The organism is Endobacterium panacihumi (assembly GCF_050847465.1).
Classification (GTDB): Bacteria; Pseudomonadota; Alphaproteobacteria; order Rhizobiales; family Rhizobiaceae; genus Neorhizobium; species Neorhizobium panacihumi.
The window spans coordinates 2,044,642-2,061,628 of sequence record NZ_JBOZRA010000001.1 but is presented as its reverse complement, the minus strand read 5'-3'; the positions used below and the strand labels follow the sequence as shown (position 1 = coordinate 2,061,628).

The window sequence follows — 16,987 nt, the reverse complement described above, 5'->3', positions numbered from 1 at the left end:
TCCCTGCGCCGGCGATAAGGTCGGCGCACCAAACTGCCGGTAACCTGTCATGATCGTCCTCGCCCTCGACACCGCCGGCATCGATTGCTCGGTTGCGCTTTATGACGCGACAGCCGATAAAATCCTCTCCGTACAGACAGATATGATCGGTAAGGGCCACGCCGAAAAGCTGATGGCGCAGATCGAGGCCGCGCTTGCAGAGGCCGGCATCACGCTCCAACAGGTCAACCGCGTCGCCGTCACCATCGGTCCCGGCTCGTTCACCGGCATCCGCGTCGGTGTCGCCGCTGCTCGCGGTTTTGCGCTCTCGCTCGGTATCGAGGCAGTCGGCATCACCACGCTCGAAACCATGGCCGCCCATCAGCTCGCCAGTTCCGCCGGTCGCCCGGTCATAGCCGCCATGGATGCCAAGCGCGGCGAGATTTACGCGCAGCCTTTCGGTCCCGATGGCTCCCCTCTCGAAGAGGCGCAGGCGCTTTCGCCGGAAGCCGTCACCGCTCTCGCCACACATCATAGCGCAACCATTTTTGGTACCGGCGCGGTGGCGATTGCTGCCGCCGCAGCCGGTGAAGTCAGCGAACCCGGCATCAAAATCGTGCCTGATCGGTTCGACATCGCCACCGTCGCGAAGCTCGGTGCGGCAAAACCCTTCGGCAGTGCAAAACCGAAACCGCTTTACCTTCGCGGGCCGGATGCTAAACCTCAGACAGGATTCGCATTGGCCCGCTCCTGAGACGCGCATGAACGACGATTACCTGAGTTTGAAACCCACTTTCGAAATCGTCGCCATGAAGGCAGATGACTGCCATGCCGTTTCGGAACTGCATGGGCTCCGGTTTGCCCGTCGCTGGAATGACGGCGAAATCCACAGCCTTCTCAGCCAGGAAAACACGTTTGGCTTCGTCGCCTACCAGACCAATGCCTTCTTCCGTCGCCCGCTTGGCGGTTTCGTTCTCGCCCGCGAAGTGGCCGGCGAAGCCGAGATTTTGACCGTCGCCGTTTCGGAAAAGGTCGGTCGCACCGGGCTGGGCTGGCGGTTGATGCAATCGGCCATCCGTGAGGCTGCGGAACGCGGCGGTGAGACCATGTTTCTCGAGGTCGAAGACAGCAATGTCGCCGCAATCGGCCTCTATCGCAGGCTCGGGTTTGCCACAGTCGCCACCCGCCCGGCCTATTATGAAGCGGTCGATGGAAGCAAATCCGCAGCGCTTGTCATGCGTCGCGATCTTGGCTAGACCCGAACTTTAGAAATCGCATGAAGCAGGACCGAACGACGTGACAGATCTTGCCAAATCGCTGGAGGAACTGTGTGCCGAGCGGGGTATGCGGATGACCGACCAGCGTCGCGTCATTGCCCGCACGCTGCAGGAATCGGATGACCACCCGGATGTCGAGGAGCTCTATCGCCGCTCCTCCAAGGTCGATCCGCGCATCTCCATCTCGACCGTCTATCGCACGGTAAAACTGTTCGAGGATGAAGGCATCATCGAGCGCCACGATTTTCGCGACGGCCGCTCGCGGTACGAAACCGTGCCGGAAGAACACCACGATCACATGATCGATGTGCAGTCGGGCACGGTCATCGAGTTCCATTCGGCAGAGATCGAGGCTTTGCAGGAACGGATCGCCCGCGAGCACGGCTTTCGTCTCGTTGGCCACAGGCTCGAGCTTTACGGCATACCGCTCGACAAGGACGATCCTTGATCACCTGGATACGGATTTTTTTCATCATCACGGGCCTCGTGTTGACGACACTGGTCCTTTTGCCGTTTCAGCTGATCGGCCTTGCCTGTGATCTGAAAATCCGTCGATACGTTCCCCGCATCTGGCACCGTATCGCCTGCTGGCTGCTCGGCATCCGCATCCGCGTGCATGGTTCGGTCGAGCGCCGCCGCCCCGTCATGCTGTCGGCCAATCATGCCTCCTGGAAGGATATTCTGGTCCTCGGCGCGGTTGCCGATGTCGCTTATATCGCCAAGATCGAGGTGGCCGAATGGCCGGTTTTCGGAACGCTGGCAAAACTGCAGAAGACGATTTTTGTGGTGCGCGAGCAGAAGCGCCGCACCGGCGATCAGGTCAATGAGATTGCAGAGCGTATGACCGGCGGCGAAATCGTCGTGCTTTTTCCGGAAGGCACGACATCGGACGGCAACCGCCTTCTCGACGTCAAATCCTCGCTGTTCGGCGCAGCGACTGCTGCCGTGCCGCACACGCCGGACAAGGTGGTTTATGTCCAGCCGGTCACCATCGCCTATACCGGCATCTACGGCATGCCGATGGGCCGGTACCATCGCCCGATCGCCGCATGGCCCGGCAGTATAGAGCTGCTGCCGCATCTGATGGGCATTTTTCGGGCTGAGGCGATCGATGTGGATGTCGATTTCGGCGAGGCCATCCCGTTCCGCGAGGGCGATAACCGCAAGCACCTGAGTGCTGCTGTCATCGCTTCGATGAAGCGCATGCTGCGGGATCGGCTTTATGGCGTGCGCAAGAAGACGCCGGATGCCGAGATCGCCGAAACCGGTCTGGAGCCGGTCGAGCAGCATGCTCCTCAGCACCCAGCCGACGCGCCGTAACACAGCCCTTCAAATCCGGCCATTCTTGCGGTAAAGAGCGGCCATGAACCAGATCACCGTCATTTCCCCGGACACGGCCGAAAAGGCTGGAGTCGCCAGCAACACCCGCAAGGTTTTCATCAAGACCTACGGCTGTCAGATGAACGTTTACGACAGCAATCGCATGAGCGATGCGCTGGCGAGCGAAGGTTATGTTGCGACCGAAGAAATGGGCGAGGCAGACCTGATCCTCCTGAACACCTGTCACATCCGCGAAAAGGCGGCCGACAAGGTCTATTCGGCGCTCGGCCGTCTGCGCGACATGAAGCGCACCCGCGCCGAACATGGCCGCGAACTGATGATTGGCGTCACCGGCTGCGTTGCTCAGGCCGAGGGCGAGGAAATCTTGCGCCGCGCGCCGGCGGTGGATGTCGTCGTCGGGCCGCAGACCTATCACCGCCTGCCACAGGCGCTCGCCCGCGCCCGGCAGGGTGAGCGCGTGGTCGAGACGGATTATGCCGTCGAGGACAAGTTCGAACATCTGCCGAAGGTGGATAAAGCCAAGGCCCGCTCGCGCGGCGTCACCTCGTTCCTGACGGTGCAGGAAGGCTGCGACAAGTTCTGCACCTTCTGCGTCGTGCCTTACACACGTGGCTCTGAAATTTCCCGTTCGGTCTCGCAGATCATCGACGAGGCCATGCGTCTGGTCGATAGTGGCGTGCGTGAAATCACCCTGCTCGGCCAGAACGTCAATGCCTGGCGCGGCGAAAGCCCGAAGGGCGGCGAATGGGGGCTTGGCGAACTGCTCTATCGTCTGGCTGAAATTCCCGGTCTTGCACGCCTGCGTTATACGACCAGCCATCCGCGCGACATGGATGACTGTCTGATCGAGGCGCATCGCGATCTGCGTGCGCTGATGCCTTATCTGCACCTCCCGGTTCAGGCCGGGTCCGACCGTATTCTGAAAGCCATGAATCGCCGCCACACCGGCGCCGAATATCTGCGGCTTATCGAGCGTATCCGCTCTGCCCGCGCCGATATCGCCATGTCGGGCGATTTCATCGTCGGTTTCCCGGGCGAGACCGATCAGGACTTTGAAGACACGCTGAAAATCGTCGAGGAAGTGAAATATGCCTCGGCCTATTCGTTCAAATATTCCACCCGTCCGGGAACACCCGGCGCCGAACTCGGTTCTCAGGTGGATGAAGCGGTGAAGACCGAAAGGCTGGAACGGCTGCAGGCTTTGCTGCTGCGCCAGCAGCAGGAATTCGCCGAAGGCTGCGTCGGCAAGACCATCGATCTTCTCTTGGAAAAGCCCGGCCGGATGCCGGGTCAGCTGATCGGTCGGTCGCCCTGGCTGCAGTCTGTGAATGTTGATGCAAAAGAATCGCAAATCGGTGACATTATTCAGGTACGAATCACAGGAACGGGGCCGAACAGCTTGTTTGCCGAGCGGGCAGGGGCTTAAATAGGCACCAACAGCAACAGGAGCCTGCCTATTGGTCGAACGTGAATTGGTTTCTTCATCAGCGCGCCAGCCACGCCCAGCCGCGACCGACGCAAATCACTTCATCCTGACGTTCGAAAACAACAGGCTCGCCAGCGAACTGTTTGGACAGTTCGACCAGAACCTCAAGCTTTTGGAACAGCGCCTCAACGTGGATGCCCGCGCCCGCGGCAATTCCGTGACGATTTCGGGCGAGGTGACGGCCACCAATCAGGCCCGACGCACGCTGGATGTCCTCTATGAGCGTCTGCAAAAGGGTGGCTCGGTCGAAATTTCCGACGTCGAAGGTGCCATCCGCATGGCGCAGGCGGCGGATGATCAGCTGCAACTGCCGACGCTGGAAAAGAAAGCCCGGCTGTCGATGAGCCAGATTTCCACCAAGAAGAAGACCATTCAGGCCCGCACGCCGACGCAGGACGCCTATATGCGCGCTCTGGAACGCACCGAGCTGGTGTTCGGCGTCGGTCCGGCCGGCACGGGTAAAACCTATCTCGCCTGCGCCCACGCAGCCCAGCTTCTGGAGCGTGGTGCCGTCGACAAGATCATCCTGACCCGCCCCGCCGTCGAAGCCGGCGAGCGTCTTGGCTTCCTGCCCGGAGACATGAAGGAAAAGGTCGATCCGTACTTGCGCCCACTTTATGACGCGCTTTACGACATGATCCCGGCCGACAAGGTCGATCGTGCGATCACCGCTGGCGTTATCGAAATCGCGCCACTCGCCTTTATGCGTGGACGCACGCTGTCCAACGCCGCGATCATCCTCGACGAAGCGCAGAACACGACATCGATGCAGATGAAGATGTTTTTGACGCGTCTGGGTGAAAACGGCCGCATGATCATCACCGGTGACCCGAGCCAGGTCGACCTGCCGCGCGGCGTGAAATCCGGTCTGGTCGAGGCGCTGCATATCCTCAAAGGTGTTGAAGGCCTCGCCGTCGTCCGTTTCCAGGATACGGATGTCGTGCGTCACCCGCTGGTCGGCCGCATCGTGCGTGCCTATGACGCGCAATATGCCGTCCACGAGGAAAGCGAGGATCTCGACCGCGGTTAAGTGGCCGAGAATTTTTTGATGCCCGAACTCGATATTCAGATCAGCGTGGAAGAAGGCGGCTGGCCGGACGAGGAAACCCTGTTCGCACTCAGCGAAAAGGTGCTCCAGGCGGCCGCAACCTTCCTCTCGGAAGAAGAAAAACAGCCTTTTCCGCCGTTGCCCGTGGAAATTTCTCTGGTCTTCACGGATGACGAATCCATCCGGCAGATCAACGCCGAGTGGCGGCAAAAGGATAAGCCGACCAATGTCTTGTCCTTCCCTGCCTTCCCGCTGGAACCGGGTGGCAAACCGGGTCCCATGCTGGGTGATATCGTGATTGCACGCGAAACTGTTGCACGCGAGGCGGTTGATCTCGACAAGGATTTCGACGATCATCTCACGCATCTGATGGTGCACGGGTTTCTGCATCTCTTCGGTTACGACCACATCGAAAAGGATGAGGCGGAAGAGATGGAAGGGCTCGAGACTCGCATTTTGGCCACACTTGGCCTATCTGACCCCTATGCGGGACAGGACCCGATAGTATAGTCTGGAACAATGAACGATCATTCGAGCAATGCTGCCGCCCGTGACGGCAATGCGGAATCGTCCTCCTCAGAAGAGGGCGGAAGTCCGTTACGTCACGAAAATAACAACCGGACCCAGTCGTCCTTCTGGACACGCGCCGTCCGGCTGCTGAGACCCTCGCAGGGCGAAAGACTGCGTGAGGATCTGGCCGACGCGCTGATGACCGATGCGGCCGTCAGCAATGCGTTTTCGCCCGAAGAGCGGGCGATGCTGCACAACATCCTGCGCTTCCGCGAAGTCCGCGTCGAAGATGTGATGATCCCCCGCGCCGATATCGAAGCCGTCGACATGACGATGACGCTCGGCGACCTTCTGATCCATTTCGAGGAAACCGGCCGTTCGCGCATGCCGGTCTATGCCGATACGCTGGATGATCCGCGCGGCATGGTGCATATCCGCGATCTCTTGTCCTACTTGGCCAAGCAGGCTCGCAACAAACGGCGTGGCGCCACGCCACGCACCGTGCAGGTGGATGTCGCTGCCGAAGGCACAGCAGCAACGGCTGAGAAACCCGCGCGGATCGCCAAGGCAGCTTTTGATCTTGGTCGCGTCGACCTCACAAAGACCGTCGCAGAGGCTGGCCTCGTCCGCAAAATCCTGTTTGTGCCGCCGTCCATGCTTGCCTCCGAGCTTCTGAGCAGCATGCAGGCCGCACGCACGCAGATGGCGCTGGTCATCGATGAATATGGCGGCACCGACGGTCTCGTCAGCCATGAGGATATCGTCGAGATGGTGATCGGCGATGTCGAGGACGAACATGACGATGACGAAGTGATGTTCTCGCAGGTCAGCGAAGATGTGTTCGTTGCCGATGCCCGCGTCGAGCTGGAGGAGATCGCAGAGGCGATCGGTTCGGATTTCGACGTGCGCGTGCAGCTCGAAGACGTCGATACGCTTGGCGGCCTGATCTTTTCGGCGCTTGGTCGTATCCCGGTGCGGGGCGAAGTCGTGCAGGCAGTTCCGGGTTTCGAGTTCCAGATCCTCGAAGCAGACCCGCGCCGCATCAAGCGCGTCCGCATCCTGCGCAAGCGCACCGCTGCCCGTCGTCGCCTCAAGAGCGATCTTGAGCATTCGCCGGAAGTCGATGTTTCTGGTGAAGCCGACGTGACGCCGATCAACGGTGTCGTCCCGCCGCAGCCGCTGCGGGTGGAGCAGCCACGCACCTGATGCGCCAGACCCTAAAAGCCCAGACGGCACGCGATGGCGTGCCGTTTTGCGTTTAAGGCCCGATCAAACTGCACGGACAAGCTGCACGACAAGAGGCGGTTTTTTTGGAACACTGCCGCGGGTTTGATTCGGGCGATATGAGGGTGTGAATGGAGCGGCTGGCAGGCAAGGTCATGCTTCTATGGGGCTGGAAGAGGGCGCTTCTGGCAATCGCTGCGGGTGCAATCGGTGCCCTGGCACTGCCCCCGGTGGGCTTTTTTGCTGCCTTCTTCATCTCTTTCACATTGCTTGTCTGGCTGATGGATGGATCGACGGCCGGTTCGGAAGGCGGTTTCTTCAGGCGGTTTCGCTCCACCTTCATTCTCGGCTGGCTGTTCGGATTCGGCTATTTCGTGGCGGGCCTCTGGTGGCTGGGAAATGCGCTTCTGGTCGATTCCGACGAGTTTGCCTGGGCGCTGCCGCTCGCCATTTTTGGCCTGCCCGCCTATCTGGCGCTCTTCTACGGATTGGCCGCTGCGATTGCCGGCATTCTCTGGTCGGATGGTTTTGGCCGTCTGGCGGCGCTCGCGCTCGGCTTCGGTATCGGTGAGTGGCTGCGCAGTTTTGTGCTCACCGGCTTTCCGTGGAACACGATTGCCTATGGCATCATGCCCATCCCGCTGATGATGCAATCGGCCGGGATTGTCGGCATTTTCGGCCTTTCCATGCTCGCCGTCTTCATCTTCGCGGCTCCGGCGCTGATCGGCACCCGCAAGGGCATGGCCACTGGTCTTTCCATCGCCGTGGTGCTGTTTGCCGCGCATCTCGGTTACGGTGCATGGCGGCTGAATGGCGCGGATGCGATGATGGCAGCTCGCCCGCAGCAGGATGTGTCCGTACGCCTTGTCCAGCCTGTCATCGATCAGGCTCGAAAAATGGACAATAGCGACCGTGTGGCGATCTTCGAGGAGCATCTGGCCCTCAGTTCTGCTCCCCCGCCTGAGGGGGGCAAGCGACCGGATGTCATTGTCTGGCCGGAAACATCCTTGCCCTTCATTTTGACGCAAAACCAGGACGCCTTGGTGCGTATCGCCGATGTGCTTGAAGATGGTCAGGTACTCATCGCCGGTGCCGTCCGCGCCGAAGATGCGGGGCCGGGGCGCCCGCCGCGTTATTACAATTCGGTCTATGCGATTGACAGCCAGGGCCAAATTATCGGTGCCAGCGACAAGGTGCATCTGACACCTTTCGGCGAGTACCTGCCCTATGAAGACTTTTTTAACTCTATCGGCATCGGGAATGTGGTCGATATGCCGGGCGGTTATACGGCGGGCAGTCGGCGCTCTTTGATTACGCTTCCCTCCGGCACCAGCTTCTATCCATTGATCTGCTACGAGGCGATCTTCCCCGATGAAATCTCTGCCGAGGCGGAAAAGGCGAGTGTTATCCTCAATATAACCAACGACGCCTGGTTCGGCATCACGCCGGGTCCTTACCAGCATTTTCAACAGGCGCGCGTGCGTGCAATCGAAACGGGTCTGCCTCTGATTCGAGATGCCAACAACGGCATATCGGCGGTGGTAGACCCCTTCGGACGCGTATCCACAGGTTTAGATCTTAATCACAAGAGCGTGATCGATTCTACTGTTGGTGGTGGAGCTGTCTCTCATTGGAACAATTTCAGTCGTGAAACTCACCTATGGTTGATTGCTGCTGCAATGTTTCTGATTGCAGCGATTTCCCGTCAAGGTTTTAAATCTCGCGTCAATTGACCAAAAACCCCCAAAATTGCATAGTGTGAGCAGCCTATCGTGTTGCCATATGCTTTCTCGTTTATGTTGCGTGCAGCTAAATTAGCAATGAGTGTATTTACACACGTGATACGGGTCATGGGGATTTGATAGCAACTTAAGTAGGACTGTGAGATGATTGAAAACAAGAAGAAGCCGAATCCGATCGACATTCATGTCGGCAGCCGTATTCGTCTTCGCCGCACAATGCTGGGTATGAGCCAGGAAAAGCTGGGTGAAAGCCTCGGCATTACTTTCCAGCAGATCCAGAAATACGAGAAGGGTACCAATCGCGTTGGTGCCAGCCGTCTTCAGAATATTTCGAGCATACTGAACGTACCTGTGTCTTTCTTCTTTGAAGATGCTCCGGGCGATCAGACCAATGGACAGGCCGGTATGGCCGAAGCCTCCAGCTCGAACTACGTTGTCGACTTCCTGTCGTCATCGGAAGGCCTGCAACTCAACCGCGCGTTCGTGAAGATCTCTGATCCCAAGGTTCGTCGCCGCCTGGTTGATCTCGTCAAGACCCTCGCTGCCGAGGCAGATACCGAATAACGCTTTCCTCCCAAGACTGCGTGTTCGAAAGCGGCCTCATGGCCGCTTTTTTTGTTCTTGCTGGCCATCCTCTCGGCGATCCGGTGTCGCATTCCCGTCGCAGCATCACGAAATCATCGCATAAAGATATATTTATGTCGTTGTGTGCTTGTCTTCAAAGAGCGAAGTCACTAAACATGCGCCGAGTTGTTTCTTGAGGGGAATCCCACCATGCGTGCCAACTACCTCTTCACCAGCGAATCCGTTGCTGAAGGTCATCCTGACAAGGTTTGCGACCGTATTTCCGACGAGATCGTCGATCTGGTCTACCGCGAAGCCGTGAAGACAGGCGTCAATCCCTGGACGGTGCGCATTGCCTGCGAAACGCTGGCCACCACAAATCGCGTTGTCATCGCCGGTGAGGTGCGCCTGCCACCGAGTCTGATGAAGAAGGACAAGGACGGCAAGGACGTCATCAATCCGTCGAAGTTCAAGTCTGCCGCACGCAAGGCGATCCGCGATATCGGCTACGAGCAGGATGGTTTCCACTGGAAGACGGCCAAGATCGACGTACTGCTGCATTCGCAGTCGGCCGATATCGCGCAGGGCGTCGATAACGCTGCCGACCAGCAGGGCGATGAAGGTGCCGGTGACCAGGGCATCATGTTTGGTTATGCCTGCAAGGAAACGCCGGACCTGATGCCGGCCCCGATCTATTACTCGCACAAGATCCTGGCGCTGCTCGCTGCCGCCCGCAAGAAGGGCGAGGGCGATGCCGGCAAGCTCGGTCCTGATGCCAAGAGCCAGGTCACGGTACGTTACGAAAACGGCAAGCCGGCAGGCGTTGCCTCCATCGTTCTGTCCACGCAGCATCTCGATGCCAGCTGGGATTCGAAGAAGGTTCGCCAGGTCGTTGAGCCCTACATCCGCGAAGCGATCGGCGATCTGCCGATCGACGCCGATTGCAAGTGGTACATCAACCCGACCGGCAAGTTCGTCATCGGCGGCCCGGATGGTGACGCGGGCCTCACCGGCCGCAAGATCATCGTCGACACCTATGGCGGCGCGGCCCCGCATGGCGGCGGCGCATTCTCCGGCAAGGACACGACCAAGGTCGACCGTTCGGCTGCTTACGCCGCCCGTTACCTTGCCAAGAACGTTGTGGCTGCCGGCCTTGCCGAACGCTGCACGATCCAGTTGTCCTACGCCATCGGCATTGCGCAGCCGCTGTCGATCTATGTCGATCTGCACGGCACCGGCAATGGCGTGAGCGAGGATCAGGTCGAGGCCGCTATCCGCAAGACCATGGACCTGTCGCCGGGCGGCATCCGCCGTCACCTCGATCTCAACAAGCCGATCTATGCCAAGACCGCATCCTACGGTCACTTTGGCCGCAAGAACGGTCGTGACGGTTCCTTCTCCTGGGAGAAGACCGATCTCGTCAAGCCGCTCAAGGAAGCCCTGAAGGCCGCCTGATCGGCCTTTACGGACCATCTCAAAAAACTGTAAAGCGGGTGTCTCTTTGTGGAGATATCCGCTTTTTGATTTCGAAAGACCGACCATGACCGAACAATCGCATCCAACCCGCGCGACCGAAGCCTTCTTCGGCAGACGCAAGGGCAAGCCCCTGCGCGAACGCCAGGCGGAAACGATGGACACGGTCCTGCCGGCGCTGTCTGTTGATCTGAATGTGGAAGCACCGAAAGATCTTGGTGAACTGTTTCCGTTCACCCCCGAGCGCATCCGGCTGGAGATCGGCTTTGGTGGTGGCGAACATCTGGTGCATCGCGCACAGGAAGAGCCGACCACCGGCTTTATCGGCGTCGAGCCTTTCGTCAATTCCATGGCGAAGCTGCTGGGCCGCGTCGGCGAACTGGATCTGAAGAATGTTCGCGTTTACGCAGATGATGCGACCCAGCTCCTTGACTGGATGCCGGAAGCCTGTGTCGATCGCATAGATCTGCTTTACCCCGACCCGTGGCCGAAGAAGAAGCACTGGAAGCGGCGCTTCGTGTCACAGGTCAATCTCACGCGCTTTCACCGCGTGCTGAAGCCGGGCGGAGTGTTCTGCTTCGCCTCGGATATCGATACCTATGTGAACTGGACGCTGACGCATTGCCACGATCACGGTGGTTTTGCCTGGACGGCGGAAGAACCAGCGGATTGGCTGACGCCCTTCGCCGGCTGGCCGGGCACGCGCTACGAGGCCAAGGCCAAGCGCGAAGGCCGCTCGTCAGCCTATCTCACCTTCAAACGCGTCTGACGGTCAGGCGGGTTTGCAGAGACAATGATGGCGCGGTTGCCGAAAGGCCGCCGCGCCATTTTTTAATGAATTCAGTGAAGGCTGACGGTGCGCAACTCGTCTTCCGCTGCCTTGAAAAAGGTGCTGGAACGGTTGTCGCTCAAAAGGATCGGCGTGCCATCGGCGCCGAACAGTGCCCAGAGGTCAAGCGCCGGATCGATATCGGGAGCTTCCGGAAAACAGCGCGACACTTCTTCTGAGCGCATCCTGCGGATATAGCCGACTTCACCGGCGCCGAGGTCCACAAGTTCATTCTGCGTCAGGCGCGCAGTCGCTTCTTTAAGCAGCATTCCAGCCTCCGTCTTGAGGGCATTCCGGCATCGTCGCCGTTGACCTACTCTGAGACGGAAATATTAATTTTTCGCACCATGCGCTCCGGTTCCGGGCGAATGAGATCGACGGAAAGAAGTCCGTTGCGCAATCCCGCACCTCCCACCTGCATGCCGTCGGCCAGCACAAAGACCCGCTGGAACTGGCGTGCGGCAATGCCACGATAGAGGTAATCGCGCTCCGGCACGTCGATCTGGCGGCCGCGAATGACAAGTTGATTTTCCTCGACAGTGACGTCGAGTTCCTCTTCGGAAAAGCCAGCGACAGCGATGGTGATACGCAGCTTTTCGACGCCGCTGGCATCGGCAGCAATTCGCTCGATATTGTAGGGCGGATAGCCGTCATTCGCCTTTGCAAGGCGCTCGAGGGTCTTTTCCATCGCATCAAAACCCAGAAAGAGAGGGCTTGCGAAGGTGGTGCTTCGGCTCATGTCGTTCCAGTCCTTGAATTCAAGCGACCATGTCCGCACCCGAAAGTGGCATGCGGTTTAAGACATTCATATGGGAAATAAGCCGTCCGGCTGCAAGCGCAGAAAACGCCTGCAGCCAAGGGAAACGCTCAAAGATGCGCGGCGACCTCTTCTGCCGTAGGGATCGAAGGTTGCGCACCGGCTTTCAGGCAGGCAAGCGATCCTGCGATTGCTGCGCGGCGCAACGCATCGGGGAAATCGAGCCCCTGTTCCATGCCCGATACGAGATAGCCGCAGAATGTGTCACCGGCTCCGACCGTGTCGACAGGGGTGATGTCGAGCCCCTTGACCCTGTGTACGACACCGTTGCGGACTGCGATCACGCCGTCGGCGCCAAGCGTTACAATCAGTGCTTGACCGCGTTCGGAATGCCATTCCCGCATGGCCGCTTCGCGATCATCAGCTTGAGCAATCTGCCTGCCAACCAGAAGCGAAAACTCGGTCTCGTTGGCGATCACCACATCGGCGAGTTTCGCAAGTTCAGCTGCTTCCGGCGTCAATGGTGCCGTGTTGAGAATGCTGACGATATGCTGGGCACGTGCGGAGCGCAGCGCGCGCTCGACGCTGTCAGCCGGAATTTCAAGTTGCAGCATCAGCAGGCTGCCGGCCCGCATCGTGCCGACGGCAATATGCGCCTGGTCTTCATCGATCGTGCCATTGGCTCCGGGCACGACGACGATCATGTTCTCGCCATCGCCACCAACAAGGATTTGCGCCGTACCGGTCGGTTCGCTGCTGCGCGCAACGGCGGAAAGATCGACGCCGGCCTGATCAAGAAGCTCCAGTGCCGGCTTGGCAAACTCGTCTTCACCAACAGCACCCGCCATGCGCACACCGCTGCCGGCGCGCCGCGCTGCCAGTGCCTGATTGGCGCCCTTGCCACCGGCCGCCGTGGAAAAGCTGGTTCCGGCCACTGTTTCGCCGGGCTGCGGCAGCCGGGGCGTGGTGGCGATGAGGTCCATGTTGATGGAGCCGAGGACAGTGATCATGAAAAGCCTGTGCGTGCGTTCGAAGCCGATATTTTGCGGGCGACACTGCCCGACAGTGTCAGTCCTCGTCAACCACCCGCAGCTTCAGAAGGCCCGTACGGCTTTCGACGCCATGTGATGGCTGCGCTTTATGGTCTGCCACGGCCGTGTTGTGCGGCGCGGGAGCCTCGAGTTCCAGCGCGCCGATCTTGGCCCCACGACGGTTGAGCTTGTCGGACGAGGTGAGAATCTGTTCGACATCTTTCTGCGCCGCCAGAAAATGGCTTTGCAGTTTTCGCGTGCGGTCGTCTAGCCGACCGAGGTCGTCCATCAGCAGTGCCACTTCGCCCTGGATCAGATGCGCCTGTTCACGCATCCGCTGGTCCTTCAGTACGGCCTGGATGACCTGGATGGAGAGCATCAGCAGGGAAGGGGAGACGATGACGATTCGCGCACGCTGGGCCTTTTGCACCACGCCTTCGAAGTGTTCGTGTATCTCGGCAAATATCGATTCCGAAGGCACGAACAGGAAAGCGGTCTCCTGCGTTTCGCCATGGATCAGATATTTTTCCGAAATGTCCTTGATGTGGACTTCAAGGTCGCGGCGAAACTGCTGGCCGGCATTGCGGCGCAGGTCGGCATCGGTTGCTTCGCGAAACACGTTCCATGCTTCCAGCGGAAACTTTGCGTCGATCACCAGCGGTGGTGCGCCGTTGGGCATCGCAATCGTGCAGTCCGGCCGCGTGCCATTGGAGAGCATTGTCTGGAAACCATAGGCACCCTGCGGCAATGCATCGGCAACGATTGCCTCCATACGGCCCTGTCCGAACGCGCCGCGTGTCTGCTTATTGGACAAGATTGCCTGCAGGCCGACGACATCTTTCGCCAACGTCTGGATATTGTTCTGCGCCGCATCGATGACGGCAAGCCGTTCCTGCAGCGCGCGCAAATTGTCGTGGGTGGATTTGGTCTGTTCCGTGATGGTTGCGCCGAGCCGATGGCTCATGCCGTCGAGGCGTTGGCTGACGGCACGGTTGAGTTCCGACTGGCGGCTGCTCAGCGCCTCGCCCATCGCCGCCATGCGTCCCTGCATTTCGGATTGCAGCCTCAGCACTTCGGCAAGCCGTGCATCCGCTTCCACGGCGCGACGCGCCGCTTCTTCCTGCGCAGAGGCGGCCGAGCGCCTGCCAGACGCCACCATCACGAGGGCGAGCACAAACAGAAGCACGGTAATGCCAAAAGCTGCAGCAAACATCGGGTTGCCGGTCAGCGCGGCCAGAAGGGAGTGTTGGGTTTCCATGGTGCCAAGCCTAGCAGATTTATTTTTGGCGAAAAGATCAAAACAGGAACAAATTGCGATGGGCTGCCGAAACGGGGTACCATTCATCCGCTTTCACGCGTCGGGGAAGCCAAGGCTTCAATTTTTGTTTTCCCTGCCGAAAAGATGAGATAATGGGAGGCCATGACGATCAAGCCGCTTATTATCCTTCCCGATCCGGTGCTTCGTACCGTATCCGCCCCCATCGAACGTGTCGACGACGAGGTGTTGAAACTCGCCGACGACATGCTGGAAACCATGTATGATGCTCCCGGCATCGGCCTTGCCGCGATCCAGATCGGTGTGCCGCGCCGTCTGCTGGTCATCGATGTCGCCAAGGAAGGTGATCCGGCGCAGCCGATGGTGTTCATCAATCCGGAAATCCTGAAATCATCGGATGAGCGCTCGGTCTACGAAGAGGGCTGCCTGTCGATCCCGGAATATTATGCCGAGGTCGAGCGCCCGGCGACGGTGACGGTGAAACATATCGGCCGTGACGGCAAGGAGCACATGCTGGAGGCCGACGGTCTGCTGGCGACCTGCTTCCAGCACGAACTGGATCACCTCAACGGCATTCTCTTCATCGACCATATTTCCCGCCTCAAGCGTGAGATGGTGATCAAGAAATTCACCAAGGCCGCCAAGGCAAAGGCGGTCTGAGGATCGCGTTGCCATCGAAGTTTATCGACCTCGATGGCCCAAAGCCCATGAACAACGACGGGTTCGACCATGTCTTTTCGCATCATCTTCATGGGCACGCCGGATTTTTCCGTGCCGACACTGCGAGCGTTGAAGGAAGCGGGTCATGAGATCGTCGCCGTCTACAGCCAGCCGCCGCGCCCGGCGGGACGGCGTGGGCTCGATCTGACAAAATCCCCTGTGCATCAGGCTGCTGAACTGCTTGGCCTTCCGGTTCTAACGCCGCTCAATTTCAAGGCCGAGGAAGACCGCGAGATTTTTCGGGCCCACAACGCCGATGTCGCCGTCGTCGTGGCCTACGGCCTGCTGCTACCGGTCGCCATTCTCGAAGGTACAAAGCTCGGCTGCTATAACGGTCACGCGTCGCTTCTGCCGCGTTGGCGCGGTGCGGCCCCCATCCAGCGGGCTATCATGGCCGGTGATGAAAAGACCGGCATGGTCGTCATGAAAATGGAAAAGGGTCTCGATACCGGCCCGATGGCGCTGACGAAGGAAGTCGAGATCGGCGAGGCGATGACGGCCGGTGAGCTGCATGGCCGGTTGATGCTGGTCGGCGCCCGCGCCATGGTTGAGGCCATGGAAAAGCTGGAGGCGGACGACCTGCCGCTGACGGTGCAGCCGGAAGAAGGCGTGCTTTACGCCGCCAAGATCGACAAGGGCGAGACGCGCATCGATTTTTCGAAACCTGCCCGTGACGTGCATAACCACATCCGCGGCCTGTCGCCGTTTCCCGGCGCGTGGTTCGAACTGGAGATCAACGGCAAGCCGGAACGCATCAAGGTTCTGGGTTCCGAATGTGCTAAAGGTCAGGGCAAGGCCGGGGAAGTTCTTGCCGATACTGCGTTGCTCGTGGCCTGCGGCGAGGGTGCCGTGCGGCTGACACGCCTGCAGAAGGCCGGCGGCAAGCCGCTGGGGGCCGCAGACTTTTTGCGTGGCACGCCGATCGTCGCCGGCACCATTTTGCCCGCGCCCTCCGAGGTCGCCTGATGCCGCGCTTTCGCATGACCGTCGAATATGACGGCACCGCCTATGTCGGCTGGCAGCGTCAGGAAAACGGCCATTCGGTCCAGTCGGCCATCGAAAAGGCCATTCTCAAGCTGACCGGCGAAACCGTATCCATCCGTGGCGCCGGCCGCACCGACAGCGGCGTGCATGCGCGCGGTCAGGTGATCCATGCCGATCTGTCGCGCGAATGGTTGCCGCACAAGCTGCGCAACGCCGTCAACGCCCATCTGATGATGGCGGAAGAGGCCGTGGCGGTGGTTGAGGTCATGGCCGTTGACGACACGTTCGATGCCCGCTTTTCCGCCCTCAAACGGCATTATCTCTACCGCATCCTCAATCGCCCGGCGCCACTTGCGCTGGAAAAGAACCGCGCCTGGTGGGTGGCAAGGGAGCTTGACCACGAGGCCATGCATGCTGCGGCGCAAATGTTGGTCGGCCACCACGATTTCACGACATTCCGCTCCACGCACTGTCAGGCCAAAAATCCGGTTCGCACGCTCGACCGGCTGGATGTGACGCGAGTGGGCGATCTCATCGAAATCCGCGCCAGCGCCCAAAGTTTTCTGCACAACCAGATCCGGTCTTTTGCCGGCACGCTGAAGATCGCGGGCGAGGGCAAGGTGACGCCGGAAGATGTGCGCGGGGCACTGGAAGCAAGAGACCGCAAGGAATGCGGTCCGGTGGCACCCCCGGACGGGCTCTATTTCATGAAGGTGGAATATCCCGGCGATCCGTGATGCCGGGAT

Annotated in this window: 19 protein-coding genes; 15 read left to right on the top strand and 4 right to left on the bottom strand. The window is 59.7% G+C overall.

Annotation, left to right across the window (positions count from 1 at the left end; translation table 11 throughout):
• Positions 1–49: 49 nt before the first annotated feature.
• The 12 genes from tsaB to trmB all read left to right on the top strand — a co-directional run bounded on the left by tsaB (position 50) and on the right by trmB (position 11,413).
• The gene (tsaB, locus tag ACRQ1B_RS10265) at positions 50–733 is read left to right on the top strand and encodes a tRNA (adenosine(37)-N6)-threonylcarbamoyltransferase complex dimerization subunit type 1 TsaB (protein ID WP_432293468.1); all 684 of its coding nucleotides are present in this window, start codon (positions 50–52) and stop codon (positions 731–733) included.
• 7 nt (positions 734–740) lie between these two features.
• Positions 741–1,235: a GNAT family N-acetyltransferase gene (locus ACRQ1B_RS10260; protein ID WP_432293467.1), complete on the top strand. Its 495-nt coding sequence runs from the start codon at positions 741–743 to the stop codon at positions 1,233–1,235.
• 40 nt (positions 1,236–1,275) lie between these two features.
• Complete coding sequence (locus ACRQ1B_RS10255) at positions 1,276–1,704, top strand: Fur family transcriptional regulator (RefSeq protein WP_432293466.1); 429 nt, start codon at positions 1,276–1,278, stop codon at positions 1,702–1,704.
• On the top strand, positions 1,701–2,576 hold the full coding sequence (gene olsA / locus ACRQ1B_RS10250; RefSeq protein ID WP_432293465.1) for a lyso-ornithine lipid O-acyltransferase: 876 nt from the start codon (positions 1,701–1,703) through the stop codon (positions 2,574–2,576). The genes ACRQ1B_RS10255 and olsA overlap by 4 nt, the downstream gene beginning before the upstream one ends.
• 43 nt (positions 2,577–2,619) lie before the next feature.
• The gene (gene miaB, locus ACRQ1B_RS10245; RefSeq protein ID WP_432293464.1) at positions 2,620–4,023 is read left to right on the top strand and encodes a tRNA (N6-isopentenyl adenosine(37)-C2)-methylthiotransferase MiaB; all 1,404 of its coding nucleotides are present in this window, start codon (positions 2,620–2,622) and stop codon (positions 4,021–4,023) included.
• 31 nt (positions 4,024–4,054) lie between these two features.
• Positions 4,055–5,113 carry a PhoH family protein gene (locus ACRQ1B_RS10240; RefSeq protein ID WP_432293463.1) on the top strand — a complete coding sequence of 353 codons (1,059 nt, stop codon included), beginning with the start codon at positions 4,055–4,057 and terminating at the stop codon, positions 5,111–5,113.
• A gap of 18 nt (positions 5,114–5,131) precedes the next feature.
• Positions 5,132–5,641 (top strand): rRNA maturation RNase YbeY, encoded by a 510-nt coding sequence (gene ybeY / locus ACRQ1B_RS10235; protein WP_432293462.1) that lies wholly within the window; start codon positions 5,132–5,134, stop codon positions 5,639–5,641.
• A 9-nt stretch (positions 5,642–5,650) separates the two neighbouring features.
• On the top strand, positions 5,651–6,847 hold the full coding sequence (locus tag ACRQ1B_RS10230) for a hemolysin family protein (protein ID WP_432293461.1): 1,197 nt from the start codon (positions 5,651–5,653) through the stop codon (positions 6,845–6,847).
• A 149-nt stretch (positions 6,848–6,996) separates the two neighbouring features.
• On the top strand, positions 6,997–8,598 hold the full coding sequence (lnt, locus tag ACRQ1B_RS10225) for an apolipoprotein N-acyltransferase (protein WP_432293460.1): 1,602 nt from the start codon (positions 6,997–6,999) through the stop codon (positions 8,596–8,598).
• A 153-nt stretch (positions 8,599–8,751) separates the two neighbouring features.
• Positions 8,752–9,171 (top strand): helix-turn-helix domain-containing protein, encoded by a 420-nt coding sequence (locus ACRQ1B_RS10220; protein WP_432293459.1) that lies wholly within the window; start codon positions 8,752–8,754, stop codon positions 9,169–9,171.
• Positions 9,172–9,381: 210 nt separating this feature from the next.
• Complete coding sequence (gene metK, locus ACRQ1B_RS10215) at positions 9,382–10,626, top strand: methionine adenosyltransferase (protein ID WP_432293458.1); 1,245 nt, start codon at positions 9,382–9,384, stop codon at positions 10,624–10,626.
• A gap of 85 nt (positions 10,627–10,711) precedes the next feature.
• Positions 10,712–11,413, top strand: a complete 702-nt coding sequence (gene trmB, locus ACRQ1B_RS10210; RefSeq protein ID WP_432293457.1) for a tRNA (guanosine(46)-N7)-methyltransferase TrmB — start codon at positions 10,712–10,714, stop codon at positions 11,411–11,413.
• 71 nt (positions 11,414–11,484) lie between these two features.
• Here the strand turns inward: trmB and ACRQ1B_RS10205 are convergent, their stop codons facing one another.
• From ACRQ1B_RS10205 to ACRQ1B_RS10190, 4 genes are all read right to left on the bottom strand, one after another.
• Positions 11,485–11,742 (bottom strand): BQ00720 family protein, encoded by a 258-nt coding sequence (locus ACRQ1B_RS10205; protein ID WP_112733747.1) that lies wholly within the window; start codon positions 11,740–11,742, stop codon positions 11,485–11,487.
• 44 nt (positions 11,743–11,786) lie between these two features.
• Positions 11,787–12,212, bottom strand: coding sequence for an Hsp20 family protein (locus ACRQ1B_RS10200; protein ID WP_432293456.1), 426 nt, complete (start codon positions 12,210–12,212; stop codon positions 11,787–11,789).
• A 128-nt stretch (positions 12,213–12,340) separates the two neighbouring features.
• Complete coding sequence (locus ACRQ1B_RS10195; RefSeq protein ID WP_432293455.1) at positions 12,341–13,240, bottom strand: ribokinase; 900 nt, start codon at positions 13,238–13,240, stop codon at positions 12,341–12,343.
• A 58-nt stretch (positions 13,241–13,298) separates the two neighbouring features.
• Positions 13,299–14,519, bottom strand: coding sequence for a DNA recombination protein RmuC (locus ACRQ1B_RS10190; RefSeq protein WP_432293454.1), 1,221 nt, complete (start codon positions 14,517–14,519; stop codon positions 13,299–13,301).
• Between the two features lie 162 nt (positions 14,520–14,681).
• On the opposite strand from ACRQ1B_RS10190, the gene def reads away from it, so the two are divergent.
• The 3 genes from def (at position 14,682) to truA (ending at position 16,978) form a co-directional block, all read left to right on the top strand.
• Positions 14,682–15,197 carry a peptide deformylase gene (def, locus tag ACRQ1B_RS10185; protein WP_432293453.1) on the top strand — a complete coding sequence of 172 codons (516 nt, stop codon included), beginning with the start codon at positions 14,682–14,684 and terminating at the stop codon, positions 15,195–15,197.
• A 69-nt stretch (positions 15,198–15,266) separates the two neighbouring features.
• Positions 15,267–16,223 (top strand): methionyl-tRNA formyltransferase, encoded by a 957-nt coding sequence (gene fmt, locus ACRQ1B_RS10180; protein ID WP_432293452.1) that lies wholly within the window; start codon positions 15,267–15,269, stop codon positions 16,221–16,223.
• Positions 16,223–16,978, top strand: coding sequence for a tRNA pseudouridine(38-40) synthase TruA (truA, locus tag ACRQ1B_RS10175; RefSeq protein ID WP_432293451.1), 756 nt, complete (start codon positions 16,223–16,225; stop codon positions 16,976–16,978). Before fmt ends, truA begins: the two co-directional genes overlap by 1 nt.
• Positions 16,979–16,987: the final 9 nt, after the last annotated feature.